Genomic DNA, 23,799 nt, shown 5'->3' on the forward strand with positions numbered 1-23,799 from the left:
TCTATGAAACTACTCATTGCAAACCGTGGAGAAATTGCGGTCCGGATCATCCGGGCCGCGAAAGAGTTGAATATTCCGACGGTCGCCGTCTTCTCTGAGGCCGACCGTGAGGCGCTACACGTCCGTCTCGCCGATGAGGCGTATTGCATCGGACCGAACCCGTCGAAAGACTCGTATTTGAATATCCCGAACATCTTGTCGGTCGCGTGCGGGGTCGATGCGACGATGATTCATCCGGGTTATGGCTTCTTGGCCGAGAACGCCGAGTTCGCCGAGATGTGCGAGGCGTGCGGTATCCAGTTCGTCGGACCGAGCAGTTATGCGATTCGGAAGATGGGCATTAAAGACGAGGCGAAGCGGACGATGATCGAGTCGGGCGTCCCGGTCGTCCCGGGGTCGAGCGGTGTCGTCACCGACGAGGAAGCGGTCGAACTCGCCCGAGAAATCGGATATCCGGTCATCATTAAAGCGACGGCCGGAGGCGGCGGACGTGGAATCCGTGTCGCTTTCGATGAGACGAAACTCGTCAAAGGGCTCGCAGATACGCGTAAAGAAGCAAAGCAGGCGTTCGGCAACGGGGATGTCTATCTCGAGAAATACATCGAGTCGTTCCGTCACGTCGAGGTGCAAGTGCTCGCCGACCAATACGGCAACGTCATCCATCTCGGAGAACGTGACTGTACGATTCAGCGCCGGATGCAGAAGTTGATCGAGGAAGCACCGTCTCCGGCAATCGATGAGGCGACGCGTCAAGCGATGGGCGATGCGGCCGTGAAAGCGGCGAAGGCGATCCGGTATTCGGGTGCCGGTACGATCGAGTTCATCTACGTCCCGGAGTCGAACGAGTTCTATTTCATGGAAATGAACACGCGAATCCAAGTCGAGCATCCGGTCACCGAGATGATCACCGGCTTCGACCTCGTGCAAGCGCAACTCGAAGTCGCGCTCGGTCATCCGCTCGCCATCAGTCAAGCTGACATCACGTTCAGCGGACACTCGATCGAGTGCCGCATCAACGCCGAGGACCCGTTTGCCGACTTCCGTCCGATGGCTGGGAAAATTGATCAGTACATCGTGCCGGGCGGTATGGGTGTCCGGGTCGACAGCGGTCTGTTCGCAGGCGCTACCATCCCGCCGTTCTATGATTCGATGGTGGCGAAGTTGATTGTCCATGCCCCGACGCGGGAAGAGGCGATTGCGAAGATGCTTCGCGCGCTCGATGAGTTCACGGTGTCGGGCATTCATACGACGATTCCATTCCATCAACAAGTCATGGCGCACGAACGTTTCCGAGCGGGCGCGTTCGACACGAAATTTGTCGAAAAAGAAATGACGCTCACAAAATGAACCGTACCAGGAAGCCCGAACATTATTTGGGCTTCCTGGTTTTTTGTACTGAATTTATGGATGCGTTATGCTAAACTATCAAAATGAAAGCATGCAAAAGGAGAGTATCTGAATGAAACGTCATGAAGCACGGGAAAAAGCGATTCAAACGCTTTTTCAAATCGAAGTATCAAAACTTGAGGTGGACGAGGCCATCGAATTCGCTCTCGATGGCATGGATTCGGATCCATTCTATGAACAACTCGTCGTCGAGACGTTAGAAAAGAAAGACGAGATCGATGAATTGCTCGTCGAAAACTTGAAAAACTGGAGACTCGATCGCCTCGGTAACGTCGAGCGCACGATTCTCCGCATGGCGACATACGAATTGCTGTACGTCGAGACGATTCCGGACAAAGTGACGATCAACGAGGCGGTCGAACTTGCCAAGTCGTTCGCCGACGAAGAAGCGGCAAAACTCGTCAACGGCGTCCTCGGCAATATCATCAAAGCCTAAAACAAAGAGAGAAACGCATCGGGCAAGCGGAGAAGACACCACACCAACTACAGAGAAACCTAAAACAACGGGGGATGAGAGAGATGGCAGTAGTGATCGACGGGAAACAAATCGCAGCATCGTATCGGGAAACGTTGACAAAACGGGTCAGTGCGCTTCGTGCGCAGGGCATCGTACCGAAACTGAAAGTCATTTTAATCGGGGATGACCCGGCAAGCCACAGCTACGTCCGGGGGAAAGAACGGGCAGCGGCTGACATCGGCATCGATTCGCAAGTGATTCGTTTTAATGACACGATCTCGGAACGAGAAGTGCTCGAACTGATTGATTCGATGAACGAGGACGACGAGCTCCATGGCATCCTCGTTCAATTGCCGCTACCAAAGCAGATCGATGAGAATCGCGTCATCATGCGCATTTCGCCAGACAAAGATGTGGACGGATTCCATCCGATGAACGTCGGGAAGATGATGCTCGGTCTCGACACACTATTGCCATGCACGCCGCACGGGATTCTCCACCTCGTCAAGACACAGACGGACCTCGTCGGCAAACACGTCGTCGTCGTCGGCCGCAGCCAAATCGTCGGGAAACCGGTCGGGATGTTGTTCTTGAATGAATCCGCCACGGTGACCTACTGCCACTCAAAGACAAATGATCTCGGGGCAATGACGCGTCAAGCCGACATTTTGATTGTCGCCGTCGGTCGGGCAGGTCTCGTCACAGCTGACATGGTAAAACCGGGAGCAATCGTCATTGACGTCGGGGTCAACCGTGTCGACAATCGTCTCGTCGGGGATGTCGACTTTGAAGGCGTCGGTGACGTCGCGAGCGCCATCACCCCGGTTCCAGGTGGTGTCGGCCCTATGACGATCACGATGCTCATGCACAACACCGTCGAGGTCGCCTCACGTGGCTAATCCGATTCAAGTCTCTGAAGTCGTCCGCTATGTGAAACGTCAACTTGACGGTGACCCGGTGTTGCAACAAGTCGCCGTCATCGGCGAAATCTCGAACTTCAAACGGTACGCCTCAGGGCACTGCTATTTCACACTGAAAGACGAATCGTCCCGCATGAAGGCGGTCATGTTCTCACGAGATGCCCGTACGCTTAAGTTTGAACCTACGGACGGGATGAACGTGGTCGTCGTCGCTCGAGTGACGATGTATGAGTCGACCGGTGATGTTCAATTGTACGTCGAGCTCATGCGGCAAGACGGCATCGGCATCTTGTTCGAACGGTATGAGGCAAGGAAACGTGAGCTCGAGGCGAAGGGATGGTTCGCGGTGGAACGGAAACGACTGTTACCTGCCTTCCCTGAACGCATCGGCATCATCACCTCGCCGAAAGGTGCGGCTCTCCACGATATCGCGACGACGCTCAGGCGACGGGCACCACACGTGGCCATCACGTTCGCGCCTGTCGCCGTCCAAGGAGATCAATCCGCTCCACAAGTGGCGAGTGCGATTCGCTGGATGAACGAACGCACCGACTGCGACGTGTTAATCGTCGGCCGCGGCGGCGGTTCGATTGAGGAACTGTGGGCGTTCAACGAGGATGTCGTCGTTGAGGCGATTTACCATTCCGAGATTCCTGTCATCTCGGCCGTCGGTCATGAGACCGATTTTACGTTGGCTGATTTTGTCGCCGACGTACGGGCTGCCACGCCGACTGCGGCGGCGGAGCTCGCGACAGCGACAATCGAAGCGCAACGGAAAGACGTGGAACGATTAAGCCGCACACTCACGCGGGTCGTGACGACGCAAATGGCTTCGTTTCGCGAACGGGTCGAGCGCATGAAAAACAGTTACGGGCTCAAGTCACCCCGTTATACGATCATGCAAAAGCGAGAGCGGTTCGCCCAGGCCGAGATTCGACTCGAACAGAGCGCCACGAAACAATTGATGCACGCGCGGCACCGTTTCGCAGCGTCGTCCCAACGCCTCGACGTCCGTAATCTGATGCAAGTGTTCCGAACGCAAGACGACCGCTTCCGTCAATACGAGGGACGGTTGGAACGCATTCGACCGCTCGAGAGACCGACGGATCAATTCGCACAGTTGGCAGGTCGATTGCAATCCGTCAGCCCGCTCGCCGTACTCGCGAGAGGTTATACGTTCGTCGAACAGGACGGGACGTACGTGAAAAATGTCAAACAACTACATGACGGTCTGGTGACAATCCGATTTCGGGATGGCCATGCCGTCGCGGAAGTGAAGGAGAGACATGATGGCGAAGAAACAAGAAGAACTGACGTTTGAAGCGGCGCTCGCCCGGCTCGAGGAAATCGTGACACAACTCGAGACAGGAGAAGTCGCCCTTGAAGAAGCGATGACCCTTTACGAGGAAGGTGTCCGGTTGTCGGCCCTCTGTCAGACGAAATTGACGGCGGCCGAGCAGAAGATGGACGAGATTCTTGAGCTCGACGGGACGCTCCGTGAAAAAGGAGGTACCGTATGAGCGTGCAGGTCCATTTACAGGCATGGAAAGACGAGGTCGAACAGGCGACGCGTCGCTTGCTCGATCCGTCATCGATGCCGGAACGTTTGTTTCAATCGATGACGTACTCCCTCGAGGCGGGTGGGAAACGGATTCGTCCGGCCCTTCTCTACGCTGTCCTCGATACATACGGCCGTCCGCGGGCACTCGGCCATGAAGCGGCCGTCGCCCTCGAGATGGTCCACACGTATTCCCTCATCCACGACGACCTTCCGGCGATGGATGACGATGACGTCCGTCGCGGGCGTCCGACGAACCATCGTCAGTTCGATGAGGCGACCGCAATTCTCGCAGGTGACGCCCTGCTGACGGATGCGTTTCATCTCATCGCACGGGCCGATTTGGAAGCGACGAAAATTGTCGCCCTCATGACACGGTTCAGTGAAGCGGCAGGCAGCGCCGGCATGGTCGGTGGTCAGCTCGATGATATGCTTGCCGAAAAACGAAGCGGCGTGACATTATCGACCTTGCAATCGATTCATGAGCGGAAGACGGGGGCACTCCTCGTGTATGCACTTGAAGCGGGGGCGATTCTTGCGGACGCTTCCGAGACGGATCGTCAAGCGCTCGCTCGGTTCGGGAAACATCTCGGCGTCGCCTTCCAAATACAAGACGATATTTTAGACGTCGAAGGAGACGAGGCGCTGATCGGCAAGCGAGTCGGTTCGGACGAAGGCAACGATAAAGCGACGTATCCGAAGCTGCTCGGCCTTGATGGCGCAAAAGAAGCGCTCGAGCGGGAAGTCTCGGAGAGTAAGGCCGCACTGGCCGAACTTTCGGTCGAGGCCCCGCTTCTACGGGAGCTTCTCGACTTCGTCGTTCGACGCAATCATTAATTTCGGTGACACGATGAGCACATCGTGTCACCTTTGTTTTTGTGAATGTATAGCATCTATGGACACATTCTTGTAAAATGTAAGGTACGAATCAGTAATAAGACAGGAGAAAGGATGGTCATCATGGACTTGACATCCATTCAAGACCCGTCATTTTTAAAAAGGATGTCGGTACCCGAGTTAGAAGCACTCGGCGCGGACATCAGACGGTTCTTGATTGAAAAATTGGCTGAAACGGGGGGGCACTTGGGGCCAAACCTAGGGGTTGTCGAATTGACGCTTGCCTTGCACCGTGTATTCGACAGTCCGAAAGACCAACTCGTATGGGACGTGGGACATCAAGCCTACGTCCACAAAATCTTGACAGGACGGACGAGCCAGTTTGACACGCTCCGTCAATATAACGGTCTATGCGGCTTCCCGAAGCGTTGTGAGAGTGATCACGACGTCTGGGAGACGGGGCACAGCTCGACGTCCTTATCGGCCGCGATGGGAATCGCCATCGCGAACGAGTTGAAAGGGCGCGCGAACGACCGGGCCATCGCCATCATCGGGGACGGGGCGCTCACAGGGGGCATGGCGCTCGAAGCACTGAACCATATCGGTGCCGAGAAACAAAATGTGATCGTCATCTTGAACGACAATGAGATGTCGATCGCCCCGAACGTCGGGGCGATGCACAACATGCTCGGCCGGATGCGGTCGTCACGTAAACTGAAGCACGCCCGTGAAGAAGTCGAGACGCTCATCAAACATATCCCGATCGTCGGCAACTCGCTTGAACGGAGCGGGGAACGGGTGAAGGATATGCTGAAATCAGCGCTCATCCCAGGAACGTTCTTCGAAGAGCTCGGATTCACGTATTTCGGACCGACGGACGGTCACGATTTACGCGACCTGCTCGAGACGCTCGAGTACGCCAAGAAAATCGATGGACCGGTCATCGTCCACGTCATCACGAAAAAAGGCAAGGGCTATCGTCCGGCCGAACTCGATGGTGTCGGCACGTGGCACGGTCTCGGACCGTATAAAATCGAGTCGGGAGAAGTCATCAAAGGCAAGGTCAAAGGACCGAGCTATTCGAAGGTCGTCGCCGAGACGATCACGAAAGTCGCCGAGACGGACGAACGCGTGACACTCATCACACCAGCGATGAGCGTCGGCTCGAAACTCGATTGCTTCAACAAGCAATTCCCGGAGCGCATGTTTGACGTCGGCATCGCCGAGCAACATGCGGTCACATTGGCCGGAGGACAAGCGACGCAAGGCTTGAAGCCGGTCGTCTCGATTTACTCGACGTTCTTCCAACGCGCCTACGACCAACTCGTGCACGACATTTGCCGTCAAAACTTGAACGTCGTCTTCACAATTGATCGTTCGGGTCTTGTCGGGGCAGACGGGGAGACGCATCAAGGTGTATTTGACATCGCATTTATGCGCCATGTGCCGAACATTCGCATCTTGATGGCGAAAGACGAGGACGAATTGCAACATCTCGTCTATTCGGCGCTGAAGTATGATGACGGTCCAATCGCCGTCCGTTTCCCGCGCGGCGAAGGAATCGGCACGCCGATGAGCGAGACGCTCCGCGAATTGCCGCTCGATGTCTGGGAGACGGTCGCGGACGGGACGGACGTCGCCATCTTGACGTTCGGTCCGCAAGTGCAAGACGCGCTCGAAGTGCGCGCGCTCTTAGAAGGACAAGTGAGCGTCCGCGTCATCAACGCCCGGACGATCAAACCGCTCGATGACTCCATGCTCGCCGCTCTTTATGCGGAAGGTATTCCGCTCGTCACGTTAGAAGAGGCAGCGCTCGCAGGAGGTTTCGGTAGCAGTGTGCTCGAACATGCAAGCGACGCCGGACAGTTCCCGCGTGTGCTCCGCCTCGGCATCCCGGACCGCTATATCGAACATGGCGGCGTCAATCAGTTGCTCGAAGAGATTGGGCTCCGTCCGACGCAAATCGCTGACTCGGTTCAGCAGTTCGTTCAAGTGACAAATCGACAGAATGTGTGAGGAACTATGGAAAAACGAAAGAAAACTAGATTAGATGTGCTCCTCGTCGACCGCGGTTTAGCGGAGACGAGAGAGAAGGCGAAACGGTCCGTCATGGCCGGACTCGTCTATAGCGGGACCGAACGGCTCGATAAGGCCGGCGATAAAGTGTTCGACGATATCCCGCTCGAAGTGAAAGGGCAAGTGTTGCCTTATGTCGGGCGTGGCGGACTGAAGCTTGAAAAAGCGCTCCACGTCTTCCCGTTCGATGTGGACGGCAAAATCGGTATCGATATTGGCTCCTCGACAGGCGGGTTCACCGACTGTGCGCTCCAAAACGGAGCCATGCAGATGTATGCTGTCGATGTCGGCTATAACCAATTGGCGTGGAAGCTCCGGAGCGACGATCGTGTCGTCGTCATGGAACGGATGAACTTCCGTCATGCGACCGCAGATCAATTCCCGGTAGCGCCGGACTTTGCGACGATCGACGTCTCGTTCATCTCGCTTCGGCTCATGATTCCGCCGTTGAAGACGATTTTGAAGCCGGAAGGAATCGTCATGGCGCTCGTCAAACCACAATTTGAGGCCGGGAAGGCCGATGTTGGCAAGAAAGGTATCGTCCGGGACCGCGCCATTCACGAACGCGTCGTCGACGACATGGTCCGCTATTTCGCCTCGGAAGGGTTCCATGTGGCGGGTCTCGACTTCTCGCCGATCACTGGTGGGGACGGGAACATCGAGTTCTTACTGTTCGCCCGTTTTACCGGCGTCGGCGGAATCGATCCCGGACTCGACGTGAGGGCGGTCATCGACGCGGCCCACGCCCAACTGAAGAAGAACGCTTGAGCTGCAGACGACTTGTCTGCAGCTTTTTTTTTGGTCGTTCGTCCATCTAGGGAATTCGCCCCGCGAAAGCTAGACCTTTTTTCGACAATACTTTAGAATGATACTGAGTATGTGAAACAACAAATGAGGTGTCAGCGAGTATGAATAAAGGACAGCGCTTGATTAAGATTCGAGAAATCGTGACCAATCGTGAAATCGAGACACAAGACGAGCTCGTCGACGAGCTCCATCGTTCCGGGTATCCGGTGACGCAAGCGACGGTGTCACGAGACATCAAAGAGCTTCATCTCGTGAAAGTACCGCTCAATGACGGCCGCTATAAGTATAGTCTGCCGGCCGACCAACGCTTTAATCCGTACGGTAAGATGAAACGGATTCTCGGAGACAGTTTCGTCTCAGTCGACTCGGCTCAAAATTTGGTCGTCATGAAAGTATTGCCGGGCAATGCGGATGCAATCGGCGTCTTGATCGATCATTTGTCGTGGGACGAGCTGATCGGAACAGTATGTGGAGACGACACGATCTTGATGATCGCCCGTGACGAAGACCAGGCGAAACGAATCATCGAACGACTACTCGGAATGTTATGAGGTGAACTATCGTATGTTAGCAGAACTATCGATCAAACAATTTGCGATCATCGATGAACTGAATATCACGTTCAACCGCGGGATGACCGTATTGACAGGGGAGACCGGGGCCGGGAAGTCAATCTTGCTCGACGCGATCGGTTTGCTCGTCGGGGGACGCGGCTCAAGCGAGTTCGTCCGCTATGGCCAAGACAAGGCGGAGATCGAAGGGCTGTTCAACGTCGAATCGGACCATCCAATCATCGAGGCGGCAATCCAGTACGGCATCGAGATTGAAGAAGGGACCGTCATTTTGCGCCGTGACTTACATAGCAGCGGGAAAAGCGTCTGCCGGGTCAACGGGAAAATGATGCCGCTATCGACGCTGCGCGAGCTTGGCCGATTGCTCGTCGATATCCACGGCCAGCATGAGCACCAACACTTGATGGATGCCGAGTACCATCTCGGTATTTTGGACAGCTTTGCGGAAGCCGAACTCGCCCCGCTCCTCGACCGTTATCGCAATGCTTATGTCGACTGGAAGAACGTCGCAGATGAGTTGAAACGATTGAGTCAAAGTGAACAAGAGTTGGCCCAGCGCATGGACTTGCTCGCGTTCCAGACGAACGAGATTGAAGCGGCCGAGTTAAAAGTCGGTGAGGAACAGGCACTCACCGAGGAACGGAACGAGCTCGCCAACTTCGAGCGGATTCATCAGCATGTGCGGTTATCGTATGAAGCCGTGGCGGACGAGGCGAAAGGACTCGACCAAATTGGCGTCGCGATGCGAGAAATGGAGGAGGCGTCGGCGCTATCGACATCGCTTGCGCCGATGGCCGAGACGATTTCGAACGCTTTCTTTCTCCTCGAGGACGCGAAATTCCAGTTACGTGACCAGCTCGACTCGCTCGAATTCGACCCGGTTCGGCTTGATGAGATTGAGACGAGGCTTGCCTTGTTCCAACAGTTGAAGCGGAAATACGGCGCCACGATTGACGAGGTCATCACGTATGGAGAGAAAATTTCCGACGAGTTAAAGTCGATGACGAATCGGGAAGAACATCTGCAAGAACTATCGGACCGGCTCGCTCGTCTCGAACAAAAAGTGCGTACGACCGGACTGGCCTTATCGGAAGCCCGCAAACAAGCTGCGACCGAGCTTGAGATGGCGATTCAACGCGAATTAAAAGAGTTGTACATGGAAAAGACCCAGTTCGAGGTCCGCTTCAAAGAAGGACCGTTCAAGGCAGACGGGCTTGACCAAGTCGAGTTCTATATGATGACGAATGTCGGTGAGCCGTTCAAACCGCTCGCGAAAGTCGCCTCGGGCGGAGAACTGTCCCGCGTCATGCTCGCCTTGAAGTCGATTTTCTCCCGAACAGTCGGTGTCGCGTCGATTATTTTCGATGAAGTGGACACAGGCGTTTCAGGACGGGTCGCCCAAGCGATGGGAGAGAAAATCTTCCGCTTATCGGTCGGCTCGCAAGTGCTCTGTATCACTCATTTAGCTCAAGTGGCAGCGATGGCGGATCAGCACTTGTATATTACGAAAACGGAGACAGATGATCGAACGAAGACCAACGTCTCGTTGCTTGGTCATTCTGAACGGGTCGATGAGCTCGGACGTATGATCGCCGGGGCACAGATGACGGATTTGACGAAACAACATGTGGAGGAACTGCTCACTATGTCCCTCCAATTAAAACGGAAGTTTATCGAAGGAGTGTCTTAATTGATCACATTATGCATCGCGGACGACAATCGTGAAATTGTCGATTTGTTGACCCGCCATCTCGAGTCCAAGGACGATATCAAAATTGTTGGGACCGCCTATGACGGCGAGGCATGCTTAGACATCGTCAAGACACACCAACCAGACGTGCTCCTGCTCGACATTATCATGCCGCACCTAGACGGCATCGGCGTCCTTGAACGATTACAAACTGAACTTGTGGACGTTAAACCAGAGGTAATTATGCTCAGTGCGTTCGGGAAAGATGAAGTCACGAAACGGGCGGTCCAACTCGGAGCATCCTATTTTTTGGTCAAGCCGTTCAATGTTCAGCAGTTGCTGACGAAAATTCGTGAGCTCGCTGCTGGGTCGAGCCGAGAGTTCGAAGCAATGTCACCAGAAGAGCTTGATATCTCGCTGTTATTGCAACAGCTCGGGATTTCACCGCGCATTAAAGGGTTCAAATACATTCGCCAAGCCGTCGTCTACGTCCGGGAGCGTCAAGAACTGCTCGGATTGATCACGAAGGAGCTTTATCCGATGATCGCAAAAGAACATGAGACGACAGCCTCCCGGGTCGAGCGGGCCATGCGTCATGCAATCAAGACAGCGTGGGAGAATGGGATGCATAACCATGAAATGTTTGAAGGCCGACCGGAACGTGAGCGTAGTCCGAAAAACTCCGAATTCATTTCTTACTTTGTCACGTACCAATCATTCAAGCAGCAGTGACCGATCAGGGGGAATTCTCCCTGATTTTCTTTCACTTTATTAAAGAAAGCGCTTGCAAAAAGAGGAGGACTTGTTATAATAAAGGTGTACCAAGTTACTTGGACGAGCGTCAGATGAACGCTTTCTAACATGTTCCGGAACACGTTAGAGCAAGAAATCATCTCGGACCGCTATCCGTTAATAGCTCAGAGGTGAGAACGACATCTCAAATCGTCATCGTCCCGACGAGAGGTCGCGGCGTACGCTCATTCGCGAGGCGATTCCAACATCGGTTCGAAGCTAGGGACCATGTTCGGGGAAAACGAATCGTTCAGTTGACCAAAAGGAGTGTTGTCAACCGTTGAACAGTTTATGGCAAGCGTTCGACTTCACGATGGATGGTTCGACATGACCCGATGAATAATCGTTAGTAACTCGAATGGATACGTTTCCGTTCACGCAAGACGGCAGTTACTAATTTCTTTCAAACTTCTTCATTAAGAAGACCATTGGATTTCATGTCACAAGATTGTAGCAAGTAGGAGAGGAGATCATCCGTAGTGATCACAATTCAATATGAATAAAAAGGTTCCGCACTTGAAATGAACTCAAGTTTGGGAACCTTTTTTTGTGTTCAAGAATCTATTCGCGGGACTTTGCCTGTTTTCTTGTCACGATTGAAGATATAACCTGCCACGAAACCAATCCCACCCATCGCGATTAACAGCCCGAACGTTCCTTGAAGCATCGAGGCGGCTGCCACCGACTCGATCCAAGAGAATGGGACGCTCGTTTTGAGGAAGAAACTGTCGCGAAGCAATTTGATGCCATAGACACCAAGTAGGCCAGGAATGATCAAGATCAGCAGTGCGATGATGCGCATAGGATCTCCTCCTTAACACTCATTATTTTAACAGAAAATATATACGTCCACACGGCCTTTTTTGTGAGGTTGCGAAATTGGTCAAGCTCAAGTAGCATGAATGCAGAACGGTAAAATGGGGGATGTTAGAATGAATAAACGATTGATGATTGTCGGTGCGGGAAAAGGCGGGACCGAGGTATTGAAGATGTTGCTCGATTCGCCGCTCGTCACCATCGTCGCCGTCATCGACCCGGATGCAACGGCCGAAGGCGTGCGGCTCGCCCGGAACCATGGAATCATGACGGCAGGGGATTGGCGGGTATGTGCCGACAAGCGCCTTGATTTTGTGATTGAGACGACCGGACGCTCCGAGACGTTTGATGAGTTAAAAGAACATTTCGCAGACGCAGTCGTCTTACCTGGCGAATTCATTCGCATCGTCGTCGAACGGCTGAAACAGAACCAACAGATGCTCGAGGCAATCATCGACTGTACGAGCGAGGCAATCTCCGTCGCCGACCATAACGGGAATACGATTTTAATCAACCCGTCCTATACCCGACTAACCGGATTCAAAAAAGAAGACGTCGTCGACAAGCCGGCGACGGCCGACATCGGCATGCAGGAGAGCGTCCACTTGAAAGTGCTCTCGACCGGGCAAGGTGTCCGCGATATCCGGATGCAAATCGGGGCGACACGACGCGACATTCTCGTCAACGCTGAACCGATCATCGTCGAAGGGAAACTGCGCGGCTCGGTCGGCGTCATTCGCGACGTGTCCCAAATCCGGGCGCTCCGGGATGAGCTACAAGAAGCAAAGACACGGATTCGCAACCTCGAGGCGAAATATCAGTTCGCCGATATCATCGCGACGAGCGACACGATGCGCTTCGTCATCGAACAAGCCCGGCTCGCTGCCGTGACACCTGTCACCGTGCTCATTCGCGGCGAGTCGGGGACAGGCAAGGAATTGTTCGCTCATGCCATCCATGGGGAGTCTCCGCGGAAATATAAAAAGTTCGTCCGTGTCAACTGCGCTGCCATCTCACCGACGCTCCTCGAGAGCGAACTGTTCGGTTACGAGGATGGCGCCTTCAGTGGGGCGAAACGGGGCGGCAAGGTCGGCTATTTCGAAGAGGCCGATGGCGGCTCACTCTTCCTCGATGAAATCGGCGAGTTGCCGGTCGACGTTCAGGTCAAACTGCTCCGTGTCCTTCAGGAACATGAGATTGTCCGGGTCGGTGGCACGAGAGCAATCCCGGTCGATGTTCGCATCATCGCGGCGACGAACGCTGACCTCGAATTAAAAGTGGCCGATGGGACATTCCGCGAAGACCTTTATTACCGAATCAATCGGATGCCGATCCATATCCCGCCGCTCCGGGACCGGCTTGAGGAAATCGAACCGCTCTGTGAACGCATCGTCCGTAAGTTGAACCAAGAATATGGCCGTAGCGTGCGCGGTGTGAACCTAGAGGCGACCGAACTGTTAAAAAGCCAGTATTGGAAAGGCAATGTCCGTGAACTCGAGAACGTGCTCGGCCGGGCTATGATTTATATGGCGAGCACGGAACAATGGATCGCCCCGCACCATCTCCAACTTTCTCCCCGCGTCACATCGACACGAACGACGGAAGCGCCCTCTTTACAAGATGCCGTCGCGCGCTATGAACGGGATTTGATTGAACGAGCAATCGAAGAGGCGGGTGGAAACAAGTCGGAAGCGGCGCGTCGCTTACATATTTCAATTCGTACACTCTATAATAAACTTGAACGTCTGCAATAAATTGCCTGCATATTTTTTCTCACTATGCAAACAAATGCATAGTGGAACGTTTATTAAAGCGCTTTCAAAAGTGGAAACAAAATTGCATAATAACAAGTGAAGACAGGCAAGGGGGGACATGCATGAATTTTGAACGGATGCTCGAACAAGCGAAACAGTTGGACGGGCGCACGGTCTCGATTGCTGGGGCGGCCGACGTAGAAGTCATCCGCGCCGTCAGACTCGCGACCGATCACGGATTATCTCGGTTCAAACTGATGGGGGATGCCCGAGAGATTAAACGATTATGTGATGAACATAGCATTGACGAGGACGCCGTCGACATCATTCACGTCAAGGGCGACAAAGAGATTGCCAAACGGGCGACACTTGCCGTTAAAACCGGAGAAGCCGACGTTCTCATGAAAGGGATGGTGGCGACATCGACGTTTATGAAAGCCGTCCTCAGCCGAGAGACGGGGCTGAGGACGAACCGAACGCTCAGCCACATCGCCTTGTTCCAAATCCCGAATCGGGAACGGCTGATCGGGGTGACCGATGCGGCGATTCATATCGCGCCGACACTCGAGGAGAAAGTCGAGATTATCCACAACGCCGTCGCGGCGATGCATGACATCGGTTACGCGTCGCCGAAAGTGGCCGCGATTGGGGCGGTCGAGGTCGTCAACCCGCAGATGACGGCCACACTCGACGCTGCGCTACTCAGTCAGATGAACCGGCGCGGACAAATCAAAGGCTGTGTCGTCGATGGGCCGCTCGCACTCGATAACGCCGTCGATATGGTCGCGGCCAAGCAAAAAGGCATCGCTAGCGATGTTGCCGGACAAGCCGATCTGTTGCTCGTCCCGTACATAGAGGTCGGTAACGTCCTTTATAAGTCAATCATGTATTTTGCTGAAGCGAGCGTGGCGGCCATCGTCGTCGGAGCGGCCGCACCGGTCGTCTTGACGAGCCGGGCCGACACGGCCGAGGCCAAACTGTACTCACTCGCGTTCGCATTACTGCACGCCAAAAAATAAACACATGGAGGAATCATCAATGATGGAAACAAACATGGAACCACGCTTTCGTATTTTCGACGTCTTACAGGCTGAGGACTATGAGCAAATCGTCTTCTGTCAAGACCAGGCGTCAGGATTGAAGGCGATTATCGCGATTCATGATACGACACTCGGACCGGCTCTCGGGGGGCTGCGCATGTGGAACTATGCGTCGGAAGAAGAAGCGCTCACGGACGTCCTTCGTCTCGCCAAAGGGATGACGTATAAAAACGCGGCGGCGGGACTCAACCTCGGCGGCGGCAAAGCCGTCATCATCGGTAACGCGAAGACGGACAAATCAGAGGCGCTGTTCCGTGCGTTCGGCCGTTACGTGCAATCGCTCAGCGGGCGTTACATCACGGCCGAGGACGTCAACACGACGGTCGCCGATATGGACTTCATCCATATGGAGACCGATTATGTGACCGGTGTCAGCCCGGCGTTCGGATCGAGCGGCAACCCGTCCCCGGTGACGGCGTATGGCGTATACCGCGGCATGAAGGCCGCGGCCAAATGGAAGTTCGGCTCGGACTCGCTTGCCGGTAAAACGGTCGCCGTCCAAGGAGTCGGGAACGTCGCCTATAACTTATGCCGTCATTTGCATGAAGAAGGGGCCCACTTGGTCGTCACCGACATCAACGAAGAAGCGCTCAAGCGGGCCGAGACGGACTTCGGCGCGACGGTCGTCAAGCCGGACGAGATTTATGCGGTCGATTGTGACATCTTCGCCCCGTGTGCGCTCGGAGCGGTCATCAATGACAAGACGATCCCGATGCTCAAAGCCCAAATCGTCGCTGGTGCGGCCAACAATCAACTCGCCGAGGATCGTCATGGGGACGAGTTAGAAGAGCGCGGCATCCTATACGCGCCAGACTTCGTCATCAACGCGGGCGGTGTCATCAACGTGGCCGACGAACTCGAAGGCTATAACCGCGAGCGAGCGATGAAGAAAGTCGAGCTCATTTACGACAACATGCAGCGCGTCTTCGAGATCGCCGAGCGCGATGGTGTCCCGACGCATGTTGCCGCCGAGAAGATGGCGGAGGAACGGATTCAGATGATGGCACGGTCGCGCAGCCAGTTCTTGAAAGTCGAAAAGAGTCTGTTAGGTGGTCGTTAAAATGACAAGACAGCTCATTCTCGCCATCAACCCGGGTTCGACGTCGACAAAGGTCGGTTTGTTTGACGGAGCGGACGAGATTTTATCTCGGACCGTCCGTCATGGGGCCGACGTCACAGGATTGTCAATTCCGGAGCAATTGCCGCATCGGGAACGGGAAGTACGCGACCTATTGGCCGAGTCGAATATCGCGGGCGAGGAGTTGTCCGCGATTGTCGGTCGCGGTGGTTTGCTCGCCCCGATGACGTCGGGGACGTACGCCGTCAATCTGCTCATGCGTGAGGACTTAGCGAGCGGACGTTTCGGCATGCACGCCTCGAACTTGGGCGGTTTGCTCGCCCACAAGCTCGGTGAATTATTTCAAGTACCGAATTTTATCGTCGATCCAGTCGTCGTTGACGAGCTCGGACCGCTCGCGCGAAAGACGGGAATGCCTGAAATCAATCGGCGTAGCATCTTCCACGCCTTGAACCAAAAGGCAGTCGCGAAGCGTTTCGCCGCCGAAAATGGAAGCGATTACAAACAGCTTAACTTGATTATCGCCCATCTCGGAGGCGGTATTACGGTCGGCGCCCACGCCAAAGGAAAAGTCATCGACGTGAACAATGGACTCGATGGCGACGGACCGCTCGCCCCGGAGCGAGCAGGCTCGATTCCTGTTGGACAGGTAGTAGAACTATGTTATAGTACCAGGTATAAAGAAATGGAAATGAAACAGAAAATTGTCGGACGCGGCGGGTTGTTTGCCCACCTCGGGACGTTCGACGCGATCGAAATCGAACAACGCATGGCAGATGGCGATGAACAGGCCGCTCTTCTATACGAGACGATGGCATACCGCGTCGCCCAAGAGATCGCCAAGCATGGCGCCACACTACGTGGCGACGTCGACGCGATTCTGTTGACGGGTGGCATCGCCTACTCGACTTGGCTGACCGAGCAAATCAGTACCCGTGTCGGCTATTTGGCGCCGGTCCACATCTATCCGGGTGAGGATGAGCTGAAGGCACTCGCCGAAGGCGCACTCCGGGCCATCCGACGTGAAGAAGCGGTTCGAGAATATGAGGGGGATACACATGGCACGAGAATTTGAGATTGTCGTCATCGGCGGCGGTCCTGGCGGATATGTCGCGGCTATAAAGGCAGCCCAAGCCGGCAAAACTGTCGCAATCGTAGAGGCCGAGAAACTCGGGGGAACATGTCTACATAAAGGCTGCATCCCGACAAAAGCGCTCCTAAAGGCGGCACACGTCTATCAGACGGCGAAACACGGGAGCACGTACGGGGTCGAGACGGGGGCCGTCACGTTCAACATGGAACGCGCCCAGTCGTTCAAGCGCGACTTGGTCGCAGGACTTGAGAAAGGCATTGAGCATTTGATGAAGCAAGGCAAAATCGAGGTGTTCCGCGGCAAGGCGTCCATCTTAGGACCGAGCATCTTCTCACCACAGCCGGGAACGGTCGCGGTCGAAGACGCCTCAGGCGAGTCCGAGCTCATCTTGCCGAACCAGCTCATCATCGCGACAGGGTCGATTCCGCGCGAACTGCCTGGTCTGCCGTTTGACCATACACGGATTTTGAACTCGGATGACCTGCTCCAATTCGAACAGTTGCCGGCATCGATTGCAATCGTCGGCGGTGGGGTCATTGGTGTCGAATGGGCCTCGATGCTCATCGACCTAGACGTTGACGTCACCTTGATCGAAGTCGGGGAGCGACTGTTGCCGCTCGAAGACAAGGCGGTGTCACGGGAAGTCGAACGGCTCTTGAAAAAACGGGGCGTCCGTGTGTTGAAAAACGTCACCGTTGACCCGGAGCGCACAGAAATAGCAACCGATGCCGTCGCGCTCGCGGTCGGCGAAGAGGTGATTTCGGTCGAGTGTGTGCTCGTCTCGGTCGGACGGGTCGCCAATACGGAACATCTCGGCCTGCAGAACACTTCGATAGCCGTCGAAAACGGTGTCATCCAAGTCGACGAGCAGTATCGGACGAAAGAACGTCACATCTTCGCCATCGGGGACTGCATCGGTAAGCTCCAGCTCGCCCATGTCGCCTCGGCGGAAGGTGTCAAGGCGGTCGAGACGATTCTCGGTCACGAGCCGACTCCGCTCGATTATGCGTTGATTCCGCGTTGCGTGTATGGGGTGCCGGAAGTCGCATCGGTCGGCATGACCGAGGAAGCGGCCAAAGCGGCCGGTCATGAAGTGAAGACGGGCACGTATCGTTTTAACGGCCTCGGCAAGGCCCGCATCGAAGGACAAGCGGACGGATTCGTCAAACTCGTGTCGGACAAGTCGACCGACGACCTGCTCGGGGTGCACATCGTCGGACCAAAAGCGACAGAATTAATCACAGAAGGCGGACTCGCTCTCGTCTTGAACGCCACGGCATGGGAAATGGGCCAACTCGTCCATCCTCACCCGGCGCTGAGCGAAGCGTTTCAAGAGGCGGCGCTCGCCGTCGACGGATTACCGATTCACGCCTAAGGAGGAAACAGAATGGAACAGATGACTGTGAATTCATATGAGGAACTAGGATTGACGAAACAAGACCTCGGTGCGATGTACGAGACGATGGTCCGCGCCCGTAAAATCGATGAGCGCATGTGGAAATTGAACCGTGCCGGAAAAATCCCGTTCGTCGTCTCGTGTCAAGGACAAGAGGCGGCCCAAGTCGGGGCGGCGTTCGCGCTTGAGAAAGGGACAGACTATATTCTTCCGTATTACCGGGACGTCGCCGTTGTCCTCCACTTCGGACAGACGGCTCGCGACTTGATGTTGTCGGCGTTCGCCAAAGCGGAAGACCCGAACTCGGGCGGTCGTCAGATGCCAGGGCATTTCGGTTCAAAACAGCACCGTATCGTGACGGGTTCGTCTCCGGTGACGACGCAAGTACCGCATGCGGTCGGTGTGGCGCTCGCCGCCAAACTGAAAAAAGAAGAGCTCGTCACATTCGTGTCGTTCGGAGAAGGCTCATCGAACCAAGGCGACTTCCACGAAGGTGCCAACTTCGCCGGTGTCCATAAGCTGCCGGTCATCTTGTTCTGTGAGAACAACAAATATGCCATCTCGGTACCGCTCTCGAAGCAACTCGCTTGCGAGCGCGTATCGGACCGCGCCAAAGGTTACGGAATGCCGGGCGTCACAGTCGATGGGACAGATCCGATCGCCGTCTATGTCGCCGTGAAAGAAGCCCGCGCCCGCGCTCTTCGCGGCGAAGGCCCGACGCTCATCGAAGCCGAGGTCGAACGTCTCGTACCGCACTCGTCGGATGACGATGACAAAGCGTACCGCTCGGTCGAAGAGTTGGCTGACTTGAAACATCGTGACGGGAATCAATTGTTCCGCAAGCGTTTGATCGAGGACGGCGTCATGACCGAGGATGAACTCGCAGAAATCGAGGCGAACGTCGATCGTGAAGTCAACGAGGCGACGGCATACGCAGACAAGGCACCATATGCGTCTCCTGAATCGACGATGGACCATGTGTACGAGGGGGAAATGTGATGAAAACGTTTATTGAAGCGATCAATGAAGCGATCCATGAAGAGATGGAACGCGATGAGAACGTCTTCGTGCTCGGGGAAGATGTCGGCGTCCGAGGCGGTGTGTTCCGCGCGACCCAAGGCTTGATTGAGAAGTACGGCGAGGACCGCGTCATCGATGCGCCGCTCGCCGAGAGCGCGATCGCAGGTGTCGGAATCGGGGCGGCCATGTATGGCATGCGTCCGATTGCCGAGATGCAATTCGCCGACTTCATCATGCCGGCGGTCAACCAAATCGTCTCGGAAGCGGCGAAAATCCGTTATCGTTCAAATAACGATTGGACGTGTCCGATGGTCATTCGTGCACCGTTCGGCGGCGGAATCCATGGTGCACTCTATCACTCTCAATCGGTCGAGGCGATGTTCAACTCGACGCCTGGACTCAAAGTCGTCATCCCGTCCGATCCGGTCGATGCGAAAGGATTGCTCAAGGCAGCCATCCGTTCGAACGACCCGGTCCTCTTCTTTGAGCACAAACGGGCGTATCGTCTATTGAAGTCGGAACTCCCGAACGAAGAGTATACGGTCGAGATCGGCAAGGCCGCCGTCAAGCGGGAAGGTGACGACATCACGATCATCACGTACGGTCTGTGCGTCCACATGGCCCAGGAAGCGGCGAAGACGCTTGAAGCCGAAGGGGTCAGCACGCACATCCTCGATTTGCGCACGATTTATCCGCTCGACCAAGCAGCCATCGTCGAAGCCGTCAAGAAGACCGGGAAAGTGCTCCTCGTCACCGAGGACAATAAAGAAGGCAGCATTATCGGGGAAGTCGCGGCTATCATCGCCGAGAAAGCGCTGTTCGAACTCGATGCGCCGATCGAACGCCTGGCGGGACCGGACGTTCCGTCGATGCCGTATGCACTACCGATGGAGAAGTTCTTCATCGTCTCCCCTGAAAAAATTGCGGAGCGGGCACGTCAGCTCGCCGCCTTTTAAGGAGGGGTCATATGGAACAGACAATTAACATGCCACAGCTCGGGGAAAGTGTGACCGAGGGGACGATCACGACGTTTCTCGTCAAACCAGGTGACCGCGTCGAGGAGTATGAGCCGCTCGCCGAGGTCATGACCGATAAAGTGACGGCTGAGATCCCGGCGACGAGTGCCGGCGTCGTGAAAGAAATGTTAATCAGTGAAGGGGACACGGTTGCCGTCGGTACACCGGTCCTCATCATGGAGGTCGAAGGTGCCGAGTCGGCGCCGGCGAAACCAGAAGGAGAAGCAGAACCGAAACAAGTCGAATCGGCCCCGGTCGAGACGAAGCAAGCGCTCACTGCCGCGCCGCGGAAACAGAATAACGGACGGTTCTCGCCGGCGGTCATCCGACTCGCCAACGAGAATGCGATCGACTTGAACGAGCTCGACGGCAGCGGCCTCGGCGGTCGTATCACGCGCAAAGATGTCCTCCGCTACTTGTCGGAAGGTCGTCCGGTCAAGCCGGAAGCGTTGACGCAAGCGCCGGTCCAAGAGACGATGACCCAAGTGAAGCACGACGTCCCTGAGACGGTCGCGGCACCGGCTGTAACGCCGCCTGCCCCGGCAGCCAGCTCGTCGTCGGACCGCGTCGAACTCATTCCGACGGCCGGTGTCCGTCAAGCGATTGCGAACAACATGGTTCGCTCGAAACATGAGGCCCCGCATGCGTGGCTCATGATCGAGGTCGATGTGACGAACCTCGTCACGACCCGGGCCAAGCTGAAAGACGAGTTCTTCAAACGGGAAGGCGTTAAACTGACGTTCATGCCGTTCTTTATGAAGGCGGCGATCGAGGCGCTAAAAAAACATCCGATGATGAACTCGGAATGGGCGGGCGACCACATCAAAGTCCATCAAGATATCCATCTATCGGTCGCCGTCGCTGCGAACGACGCTCTCTACGTCCCGGTCATCAAGCATGCGGACGAGAAGAACATCAAAGGTCTCGCTGTCGCGCTTCAAGACGTCGCGGCCCGTGCCCGCGGCAACCGCTTGAAAGGGGACGAGATGAGAGGTGGCACGTTCACGATCAACAATACGGGTGCGTTCGGTTCGATTCAATCGGCACCGATTCTGAATTACCCGCAAGCGGCCATTTTGTCGGTCGAATCGATTGTGAAGCGTCCGGTGTGGGTGAACGGGATGTTCGCGGCGCGTGATATGGTCAACTTGTGTATGTCGGTCGACCACCGCGTCCTCGACGGTCTCGTCGCCGGTCAGTTCTTGCAGGCGATCAAGCAGTCGCTCGAATCGATCGACTCAGACACGTATACGCTCTATTGATTCACGTCCTGCCTTCGACCGAGGGCAGGATTTTTCGTATGAAAAAAAAGCCACGGAAATGTCCGTGGCTGCCTGGTTCAGATAGAACGTTCAATCAAACCTACGATATCGCGGCGGATGCGTTCAGGCGAGGTGAGCTCGGTGTTCGTGTAGCTGAGACGGTGTGTCGATTCGTCGGTCCCGGTCAAGTCGGCGAACAGGCTGCCGAGGTTATGGACACTCTTATCGACTTGGATCAATAAGTCTAGAGACGACCCTGTTTGGAGCATGACGACTTCGAGCTCATCGAGTTTACGTCCGTAGCTCGTCCCGTTCGGTGAATATTCGAGCTCTTGGGCGATCGGGAGACGGCCGGAACGATGGCGGGCCGGAAGCAGCTCCGTATCAGCTTTCTTCAAGCGGAAACCGATGTCATCGAGCACGTCGAGGACGACTTGTTGGGCCTGATTCGGTTTGACGAGAATCGAGTCCTCGTCTTTCGGGTCGACCGCCTGGGCGATATCGAGACCGGTCTCGATCCAAGATTTCGATTGGCTTACCGAAATCGGGGTGTTGAACGGCACGTCAATCGTGAACGGGATTTCTTTCACTTCTTCGGGACCGATCATGAACGGCGCCTCGTTCAACAAGATCTTCTCGATCGTGAACGTCGAGTACGTCGTCTTGTCGTTCACTTCATGCTTATAGAGCGTGTTGAAGAAGATGTAAATCCGGTCGACCGATTGCTCGGTGCTACCGCCCTTGATATGGACGACACCATCGAGCGTCCCGCCTGGCACACAGGCGTTCTCTGCGAGCCGTGTATCGACCGTCGCGGCGCCAATCCCAATCGATGATAATATCTTTTTGAACATACAATGATCCTCCTTTGACGTTTGCACGTGTTCGTGTAATAGTATGTACGAATACACGGGTACAAAAGTTTCGAAACTATGGAAAAAAGGATGAACGCAGTGGAATATACAGACTTAAAACAGCGGCTCGCTGATGTGATTCGCCAGAACGAGCTTGTGACGGCGACAATCAGCCAACCGCGTCAAAAATCGAACGATTTGCGCCGGGTCAAATTGAAGCCGGTCCTGTTGAAAGGCGAGTACCATATACAGTTCGAATACCAATTTGAACGGGTAATGAAACATAAAAATCTCACACCGGACGAGGCGGTCATCGAGCTCGATGACTTGCTCGAGACGTTCCGCCAAGGACAGTTCCAGTTGATGGCTTCCGAGCTCCACTTCCAACTGTCTAAAAAGTTCAAAGTGACGTTCAAACAACGCGAGACGGCCGTCAAACAAGTACAATTGAGCCATAACCGCGAGAAGCAGTATTTGTTACCAATCAATGAACCGGTCCCGTTCCTCATCCGACTCGGCGTCCAGTCAGAGGACGGAAAAGTGAAACGTCAGAAGTACGACAAGTTCAAACAAATCAACCGCTTCCTCGAATTTATCGAGGACTCGATCAAACACTTGCCGACCGACCGCACCATCCGCATTCTCGACTTTGGATCTGGAAAGTCGTATTTGACGTTCGCCCTCTACCACTTCCTGCATGAGATGAAAGGTTATGACGTCCATATCACAGGGCTTGATTTGAAAAAGGAAGTCATCGAAGAATGTGCAGGGATTGCCCGTGACCTCGGCTATGAGCGCCTCGAGTTTCTCGTCGGGGACATCAACGAGTTCGAAGGCGAGACGGCTGTCGATATGGTCGTCACGCTTCATGCGTGCGACGTCGCGACGGACATGGCGCTCGCCCGGGCCGTGCGCTGGGGTGCGAAAGTCATCTTGAGCGTGCCGTGCTGTCAAAAAGAATTGAATCGTCAACTAGAGGCGTCGAGTCTCGACGTCATGTTGCAACATGGGCTCGTTAAAGAACGGTTCGCGGCGCTCGCCACGGATTCGATTCGGGCCGAACTGCTCGGTCTCGTCGGCTATGAGGCGCAACTGCTCGAGTTCATCGACATGGAGCACACGCCGAAAAACATCCTGATCCGGGCGTATCTCACGAACCGGGAAGCGACCGACGAAGCGCGGGCCCGTTATGTGGCATTCAAGACGCTCTTGAACGCGACACCGTTCCTTGAAGGACAATTGAGCGATAGACTTGTCCTAACCGATCCACAAGACGTAAAATGAGAAAGAATAG

Annotated in this window: 22 protein-coding genes; 20 read left to right on the plus strand and 2 right to left on the minus strand. The window is 55.1% G+C overall.

What is annotated here, in order from left to right; all coding sequences use genetic code 11:
* The first annotated feature begins 3 nt into the window (after nucleotides 1-3).
* The 11 genes from accC (at nucleotide 4) to spo0A (ending at nucleotide 11,056) form a co-directional block, all read left to right on the plus strand.
* Nucleotides 4-1,347, plus strand: a complete 1,344-nt coding sequence (gene accC / locus DPV68_RS06600) for an acetyl-CoA carboxylase biotin carboxylase subunit (protein WP_370447068.1) — start codon at nucleotides 4-6, stop codon at nucleotides 1,345-1,347.
* A 112-nt stretch (nucleotides 1,348-1,459) separates the two neighbouring features.
* The gene (gene nusB / locus DPV68_RS06605) at nucleotides 1,460-1,843 is read left to right on the plus strand and encodes a transcription antitermination factor NusB (protein ID WP_034777985.1); all 384 of its coding nucleotides are present in this window, start codon (nucleotides 1,460-1,462) and stop codon (nucleotides 1,841-1,843) included.
* An 83-nt stretch (nucleotides 1,844-1,926) separates the two neighbouring features.
* Nucleotides 1,927-2,763 carry a bifunctional methylenetetrahydrofolate dehydrogenase/methenyltetrahydrofolate cyclohydrolase FolD gene (gene folD / locus DPV68_RS06610; RefSeq protein ID WP_114165993.1) on the plus strand — a complete coding sequence of 279 codons (837 nt, stop codon included), beginning with the start codon at nucleotides 1,927-1,929 and terminating at the stop codon, nucleotides 2,761-2,763.
* A complete protein-coding gene (xseA, locus tag DPV68_RS06615) occupies nucleotides 2,756-4,105 on the plus strand; it encodes an exodeoxyribonuclease VII large subunit (RefSeq protein WP_114165994.1) in 1,350 nt (449 codons plus the stop codon). Before folD ends, xseA begins: the two co-directional genes overlap by 8 nt.
* On the plus strand, nucleotides 4,074-4,304 hold the full coding sequence (gene xseB, locus DPV68_RS06620; protein WP_034777980.1) for an exodeoxyribonuclease VII small subunit: 231 nt from the start codon (nucleotides 4,074-4,076) through the stop codon (nucleotides 4,302-4,304). The genes xseA and xseB overlap by 32 nt, the downstream gene beginning before the upstream one ends.
* Nucleotides 4,301-5,179 (plus strand): polyprenyl synthetase family protein, encoded by an 879-nt coding sequence (locus tag DPV68_RS06625; RefSeq protein ID WP_114165995.1) that lies wholly within the window; start codon nucleotides 4,301-4,303, stop codon nucleotides 5,177-5,179. The genes xseB and DPV68_RS06625 overlap by 4 nt, the downstream gene beginning before the upstream one ends.
* Before the next feature lie 123 nt (nucleotides 5,180-5,302).
* Entirely contained in the window at nucleotides 5,303-7,195 is a 1,893-nt protein-coding gene (dxs, locus tag DPV68_RS06630; protein WP_198662264.1) for a 1-deoxy-D-xylulose-5-phosphate synthase, read from the plus strand.
* A 6-nt stretch (nucleotides 7,196-7,201) separates the two neighbouring features.
* A complete protein-coding gene (locus DPV68_RS06635) occupies nucleotides 7,202-8,023 on the plus strand; it encodes a TlyA family RNA methyltransferase (RefSeq protein WP_114165997.1) in 822 nt (273 codons plus the stop codon).
* 140 nt (nucleotides 8,024-8,163) lie between these two features.
* Nucleotides 8,164-8,613 (plus strand): transcriptional regulator AhrC/ArgR, encoded by a 450-nt coding sequence (gene ahrC, locus DPV68_RS06640; protein WP_021067696.1) that lies wholly within the window; start codon nucleotides 8,164-8,166, stop codon nucleotides 8,611-8,613.
* A gap of 13 nt (nucleotides 8,614-8,626) precedes the next feature.
* On the plus strand, nucleotides 8,627-10,324 hold the full coding sequence (recN, locus tag DPV68_RS06645; RefSeq protein ID WP_114165998.1) for a DNA repair protein RecN: 1,698 nt from the start codon (nucleotides 8,627-8,629) through the stop codon (nucleotides 10,322-10,324).
* Nucleotides 10,325-11,056 carry a sporulation transcription factor Spo0A gene (gene spo0A / locus DPV68_RS06650; protein WP_114165999.1) on the plus strand — a complete coding sequence of 244 codons (732 nt, stop codon included), beginning with the start codon at nucleotides 10,325-10,327 and terminating at the stop codon, nucleotides 11,054-11,056. It begins immediately after the preceding gene.
* A gap of 613 nt (nucleotides 11,057-11,669) precedes the next feature.
* On the opposite strand, the gene DPV68_RS06655 is transcribed toward spo0A, so the two are convergent.
* Complete coding sequence (locus tag DPV68_RS06655; protein ID WP_034777970.1) at nucleotides 11,670-11,918, minus strand: DUF2627 family protein; 249 nt, start codon at nucleotides 11,916-11,918, stop codon at nucleotides 11,670-11,672.
* 130 nt (nucleotides 11,919-12,048) lie between these two features.
* On the opposite strand from DPV68_RS06655, the gene DPV68_RS06660 reads away from it, so the two are divergent.
* From DPV68_RS06660 to DPV68_RS06695, 8 genes are all read left to right on the plus strand, one after another.
* On the plus strand, nucleotides 12,049-13,686 hold the full coding sequence (locus tag DPV68_RS06660) for a sigma 54-interacting transcriptional regulator (RefSeq protein ID WP_114166000.1): 1,638 nt from the start codon (nucleotides 12,049-12,051) through the stop codon (nucleotides 13,684-13,686).
* 122 nt (nucleotides 13,687-13,808) lie between these two features.
* The gene (gene yqiS, locus DPV68_RS06665) at nucleotides 13,809-14,705 is read left to right on the plus strand and encodes a phosphate butyryltransferase (RefSeq protein WP_114166001.1); all 897 of its coding nucleotides are present in this window, start codon (nucleotides 13,809-13,811) and stop codon (nucleotides 14,703-14,705) included.
* Between the two features lie 19 nt (nucleotides 14,706-14,724).
* Entirely contained in the window at nucleotides 14,725-15,846 is a 1,122-nt protein-coding gene (locus tag DPV68_RS06670; protein ID WP_114166002.1) for a Glu/Leu/Phe/Val family dehydrogenase, read from the plus strand.
* Between the two features lies 1 nt (nucleotide 15,847).
* On the plus strand, nucleotides 15,848-16,939 hold the full coding sequence (gene buk / locus DPV68_RS06675; RefSeq protein ID WP_114166003.1) for a butyrate kinase: 1,092 nt from the start codon (nucleotides 15,848-15,850) through the stop codon (nucleotides 16,937-16,939).
* Nucleotides 16,923-18,332, plus strand: coding sequence for a dihydrolipoyl dehydrogenase (gene lpdA, locus DPV68_RS06680; RefSeq protein ID WP_114166004.1), 1,410 nt, complete (start codon nucleotides 16,923-16,925; stop codon nucleotides 18,330-18,332). The genes buk and lpdA overlap by 17 nt, the downstream gene beginning before the upstream one ends.
* A gap of 21 nt (nucleotides 18,333-18,353) precedes the next feature.
* Complete coding sequence (locus tag DPV68_RS06685) at nucleotides 18,354-19,352, plus strand: thiamine pyrophosphate-dependent dehydrogenase E1 component subunit alpha (protein WP_114166079.1); 999 nt, start codon at nucleotides 18,354-18,356, stop codon at nucleotides 19,350-19,352.
* Nucleotides 19,352-20,329: an alpha-ketoacid dehydrogenase subunit beta gene (locus tag DPV68_RS06690; protein ID WP_114166005.1), complete on the plus strand. Its 978-nt coding sequence runs from the start codon at nucleotides 19,352-19,354 to the stop codon at nucleotides 20,327-20,329. Before DPV68_RS06685 ends, DPV68_RS06690 begins: the two co-directional genes overlap by 1 nt.
* Nucleotides 20,330-20,340: 11 nt before the next feature.
* Nucleotides 20,341-21,651: a dihydrolipoamide acetyltransferase family protein gene (locus DPV68_RS06695; RefSeq protein ID WP_114166006.1), complete on the plus strand. Its 1,311-nt coding sequence runs from the start codon at nucleotides 20,341-20,343 to the stop codon at nucleotides 21,649-21,651.
* Nucleotides 21,652-21,728: 77 nt separating this feature from the next.
* On the opposite strand, the gene DPV68_RS06700 is transcribed toward DPV68_RS06695, so the two are convergent.
* Nucleotides 21,729-22,505: a sporulation protein gene (locus tag DPV68_RS06700; RefSeq protein ID WP_114166007.1), complete on the minus strand. Its 777-nt coding sequence runs from the start codon at nucleotides 22,503-22,505 to the stop codon at nucleotides 21,729-21,731.
* Between the two features lie 99 nt (nucleotides 22,506-22,604).
* On the opposite strand from DPV68_RS06700, the gene DPV68_RS06705 reads away from it, so the two are divergent.
* Nucleotides 22,605-23,789: a class I SAM-dependent methyltransferase gene (locus DPV68_RS06705; RefSeq protein WP_114166008.1), complete on the plus strand. Its 1,185-nt coding sequence runs from the start codon at nucleotides 22,605-22,607 to the stop codon at nucleotides 23,787-23,789.
* Nucleotides 23,790-23,799 lie beyond the last annotated feature (10 nt).

Source organism: Exiguobacterium sp. TNDT2, from assembly GCF_003331145.1.
Classification (GTDB): Bacteria; Bacillota; Bacilli; order Exiguobacteriales; family Exiguobacteriaceae; genus Exiguobacterium.

Excerpts from the sequence above, each read along its gene's own strand:
- xseB (WP_034777980.1), top strand. The coding sequence starts at position 4,074 with ATGGCGAAGAAACAAGAAGAACTGACGTTTGAAGCGGCGCTCGCCCGG.
- accC (WP_370447068.1), top strand. The coding sequence starts at position 4 with ATGAAACTACTCATTGCAAACCGTGGAGAAATTGCGGTCCGGATCATC.
- recN (WP_114165998.1), top strand. The coding sequence starts at position 8,627 with ATGTTAGCAGAACTATCGATCAAACAATTTGCGATCATCGATGAACTG.
- ahrC (WP_021067696.1), top strand. The coding sequence starts at position 8,164 with ATGAATAAAGGACAGCGCTTGATTAAGATTCGAGAAATCGTGACCAAT.
- DPV68_RS06700 (WP_114166007.1), bottom strand. The coding sequence starts at position 22,505 with ATGTTCAAAAAGATATTATCATCGATTGGGATTGGCGCCGCGACGGTC.
- buk (WP_114166003.1), top strand. The coding sequence starts at position 15,848 with ATGACAAGACAGCTCATTCTCGCCATCAACCCGGGTTCGACGTCGACA.
- DPV68_RS06670 (WP_114166002.1), top strand. The coding sequence starts at position 14,725 with ATGATGGAAACAAACATGGAACCACGCTTTCGTATTTTCGACGTCTTA.
- lpdA (WP_114166004.1), top strand. The coding sequence starts at position 16,923 with ATGGCACGAGAATTTGAGATTGTCGTCATCGGCGGCGGTCCTGGCGGA.
- yqiS (WP_114166001.1), top strand. The coding sequence starts at position 13,809 with ATGAATTTTGAACGGATGCTCGAACAAGCGAAACAGTTGGACGGGCGC.
- nusB (WP_034777985.1), top strand. The coding sequence starts at position 1,460 with ATGAAACGTCATGAAGCACGGGAAAAAGCGATTCAAACGCTTTTTCAA.
- DPV68_RS06655 (WP_034777970.1), bottom strand. The coding sequence starts at position 11,918 with ATGCGCATCATCGCACTGCTGATCTTGATCATTCCTGGCCTACTTGGT.
- DPV68_RS06695 (WP_114166006.1), top strand. The coding sequence starts at position 20,341 with ATGGAACAGACAATTAACATGCCACAGCTCGGGGAAAGTGTGACCGAG.
- DPV68_RS06625 (WP_114165995.1), top strand. The coding sequence starts at position 4,301 with ATGAGCGTGCAGGTCCATTTACAGGCATGGAAAGACGAGGTCGAACAG.
- DPV68_RS06635 (WP_114165997.1), top strand. The coding sequence starts at position 7,202 with ATGGAAAAACGAAAGAAAACTAGATTAGATGTGCTCCTCGTCGACCGC.
- dxs (WP_198662264.1), top strand. The coding sequence starts at position 5,303 with ATGGACTTGACATCCATTCAAGACCCGTCATTTTTAAAAAGGATGTCG.
- DPV68_RS06690 (WP_114166005.1), top strand. The coding sequence starts at position 19,352 with ATGAAAACGTTTATTGAAGCGATCAATGAAGCGATCCATGAAGAGATG.
- folD (WP_114165993.1), top strand. The coding sequence starts at position 1,927 with ATGGCAGTAGTGATCGACGGGAAACAAATCGCAGCATCGTATCGGGAA.
- DPV68_RS06685 (WP_114166079.1), top strand. The coding sequence starts at position 18,354 with ATGACTGTGAATTCATATGAGGAACTAGGATTGACGAAACAAGACCTC.
- DPV68_RS06660 (WP_114166000.1), top strand. The coding sequence starts at position 12,049 with ATGAATAAACGATTGATGATTGTCGGTGCGGGAAAAGGCGGGACCGAG.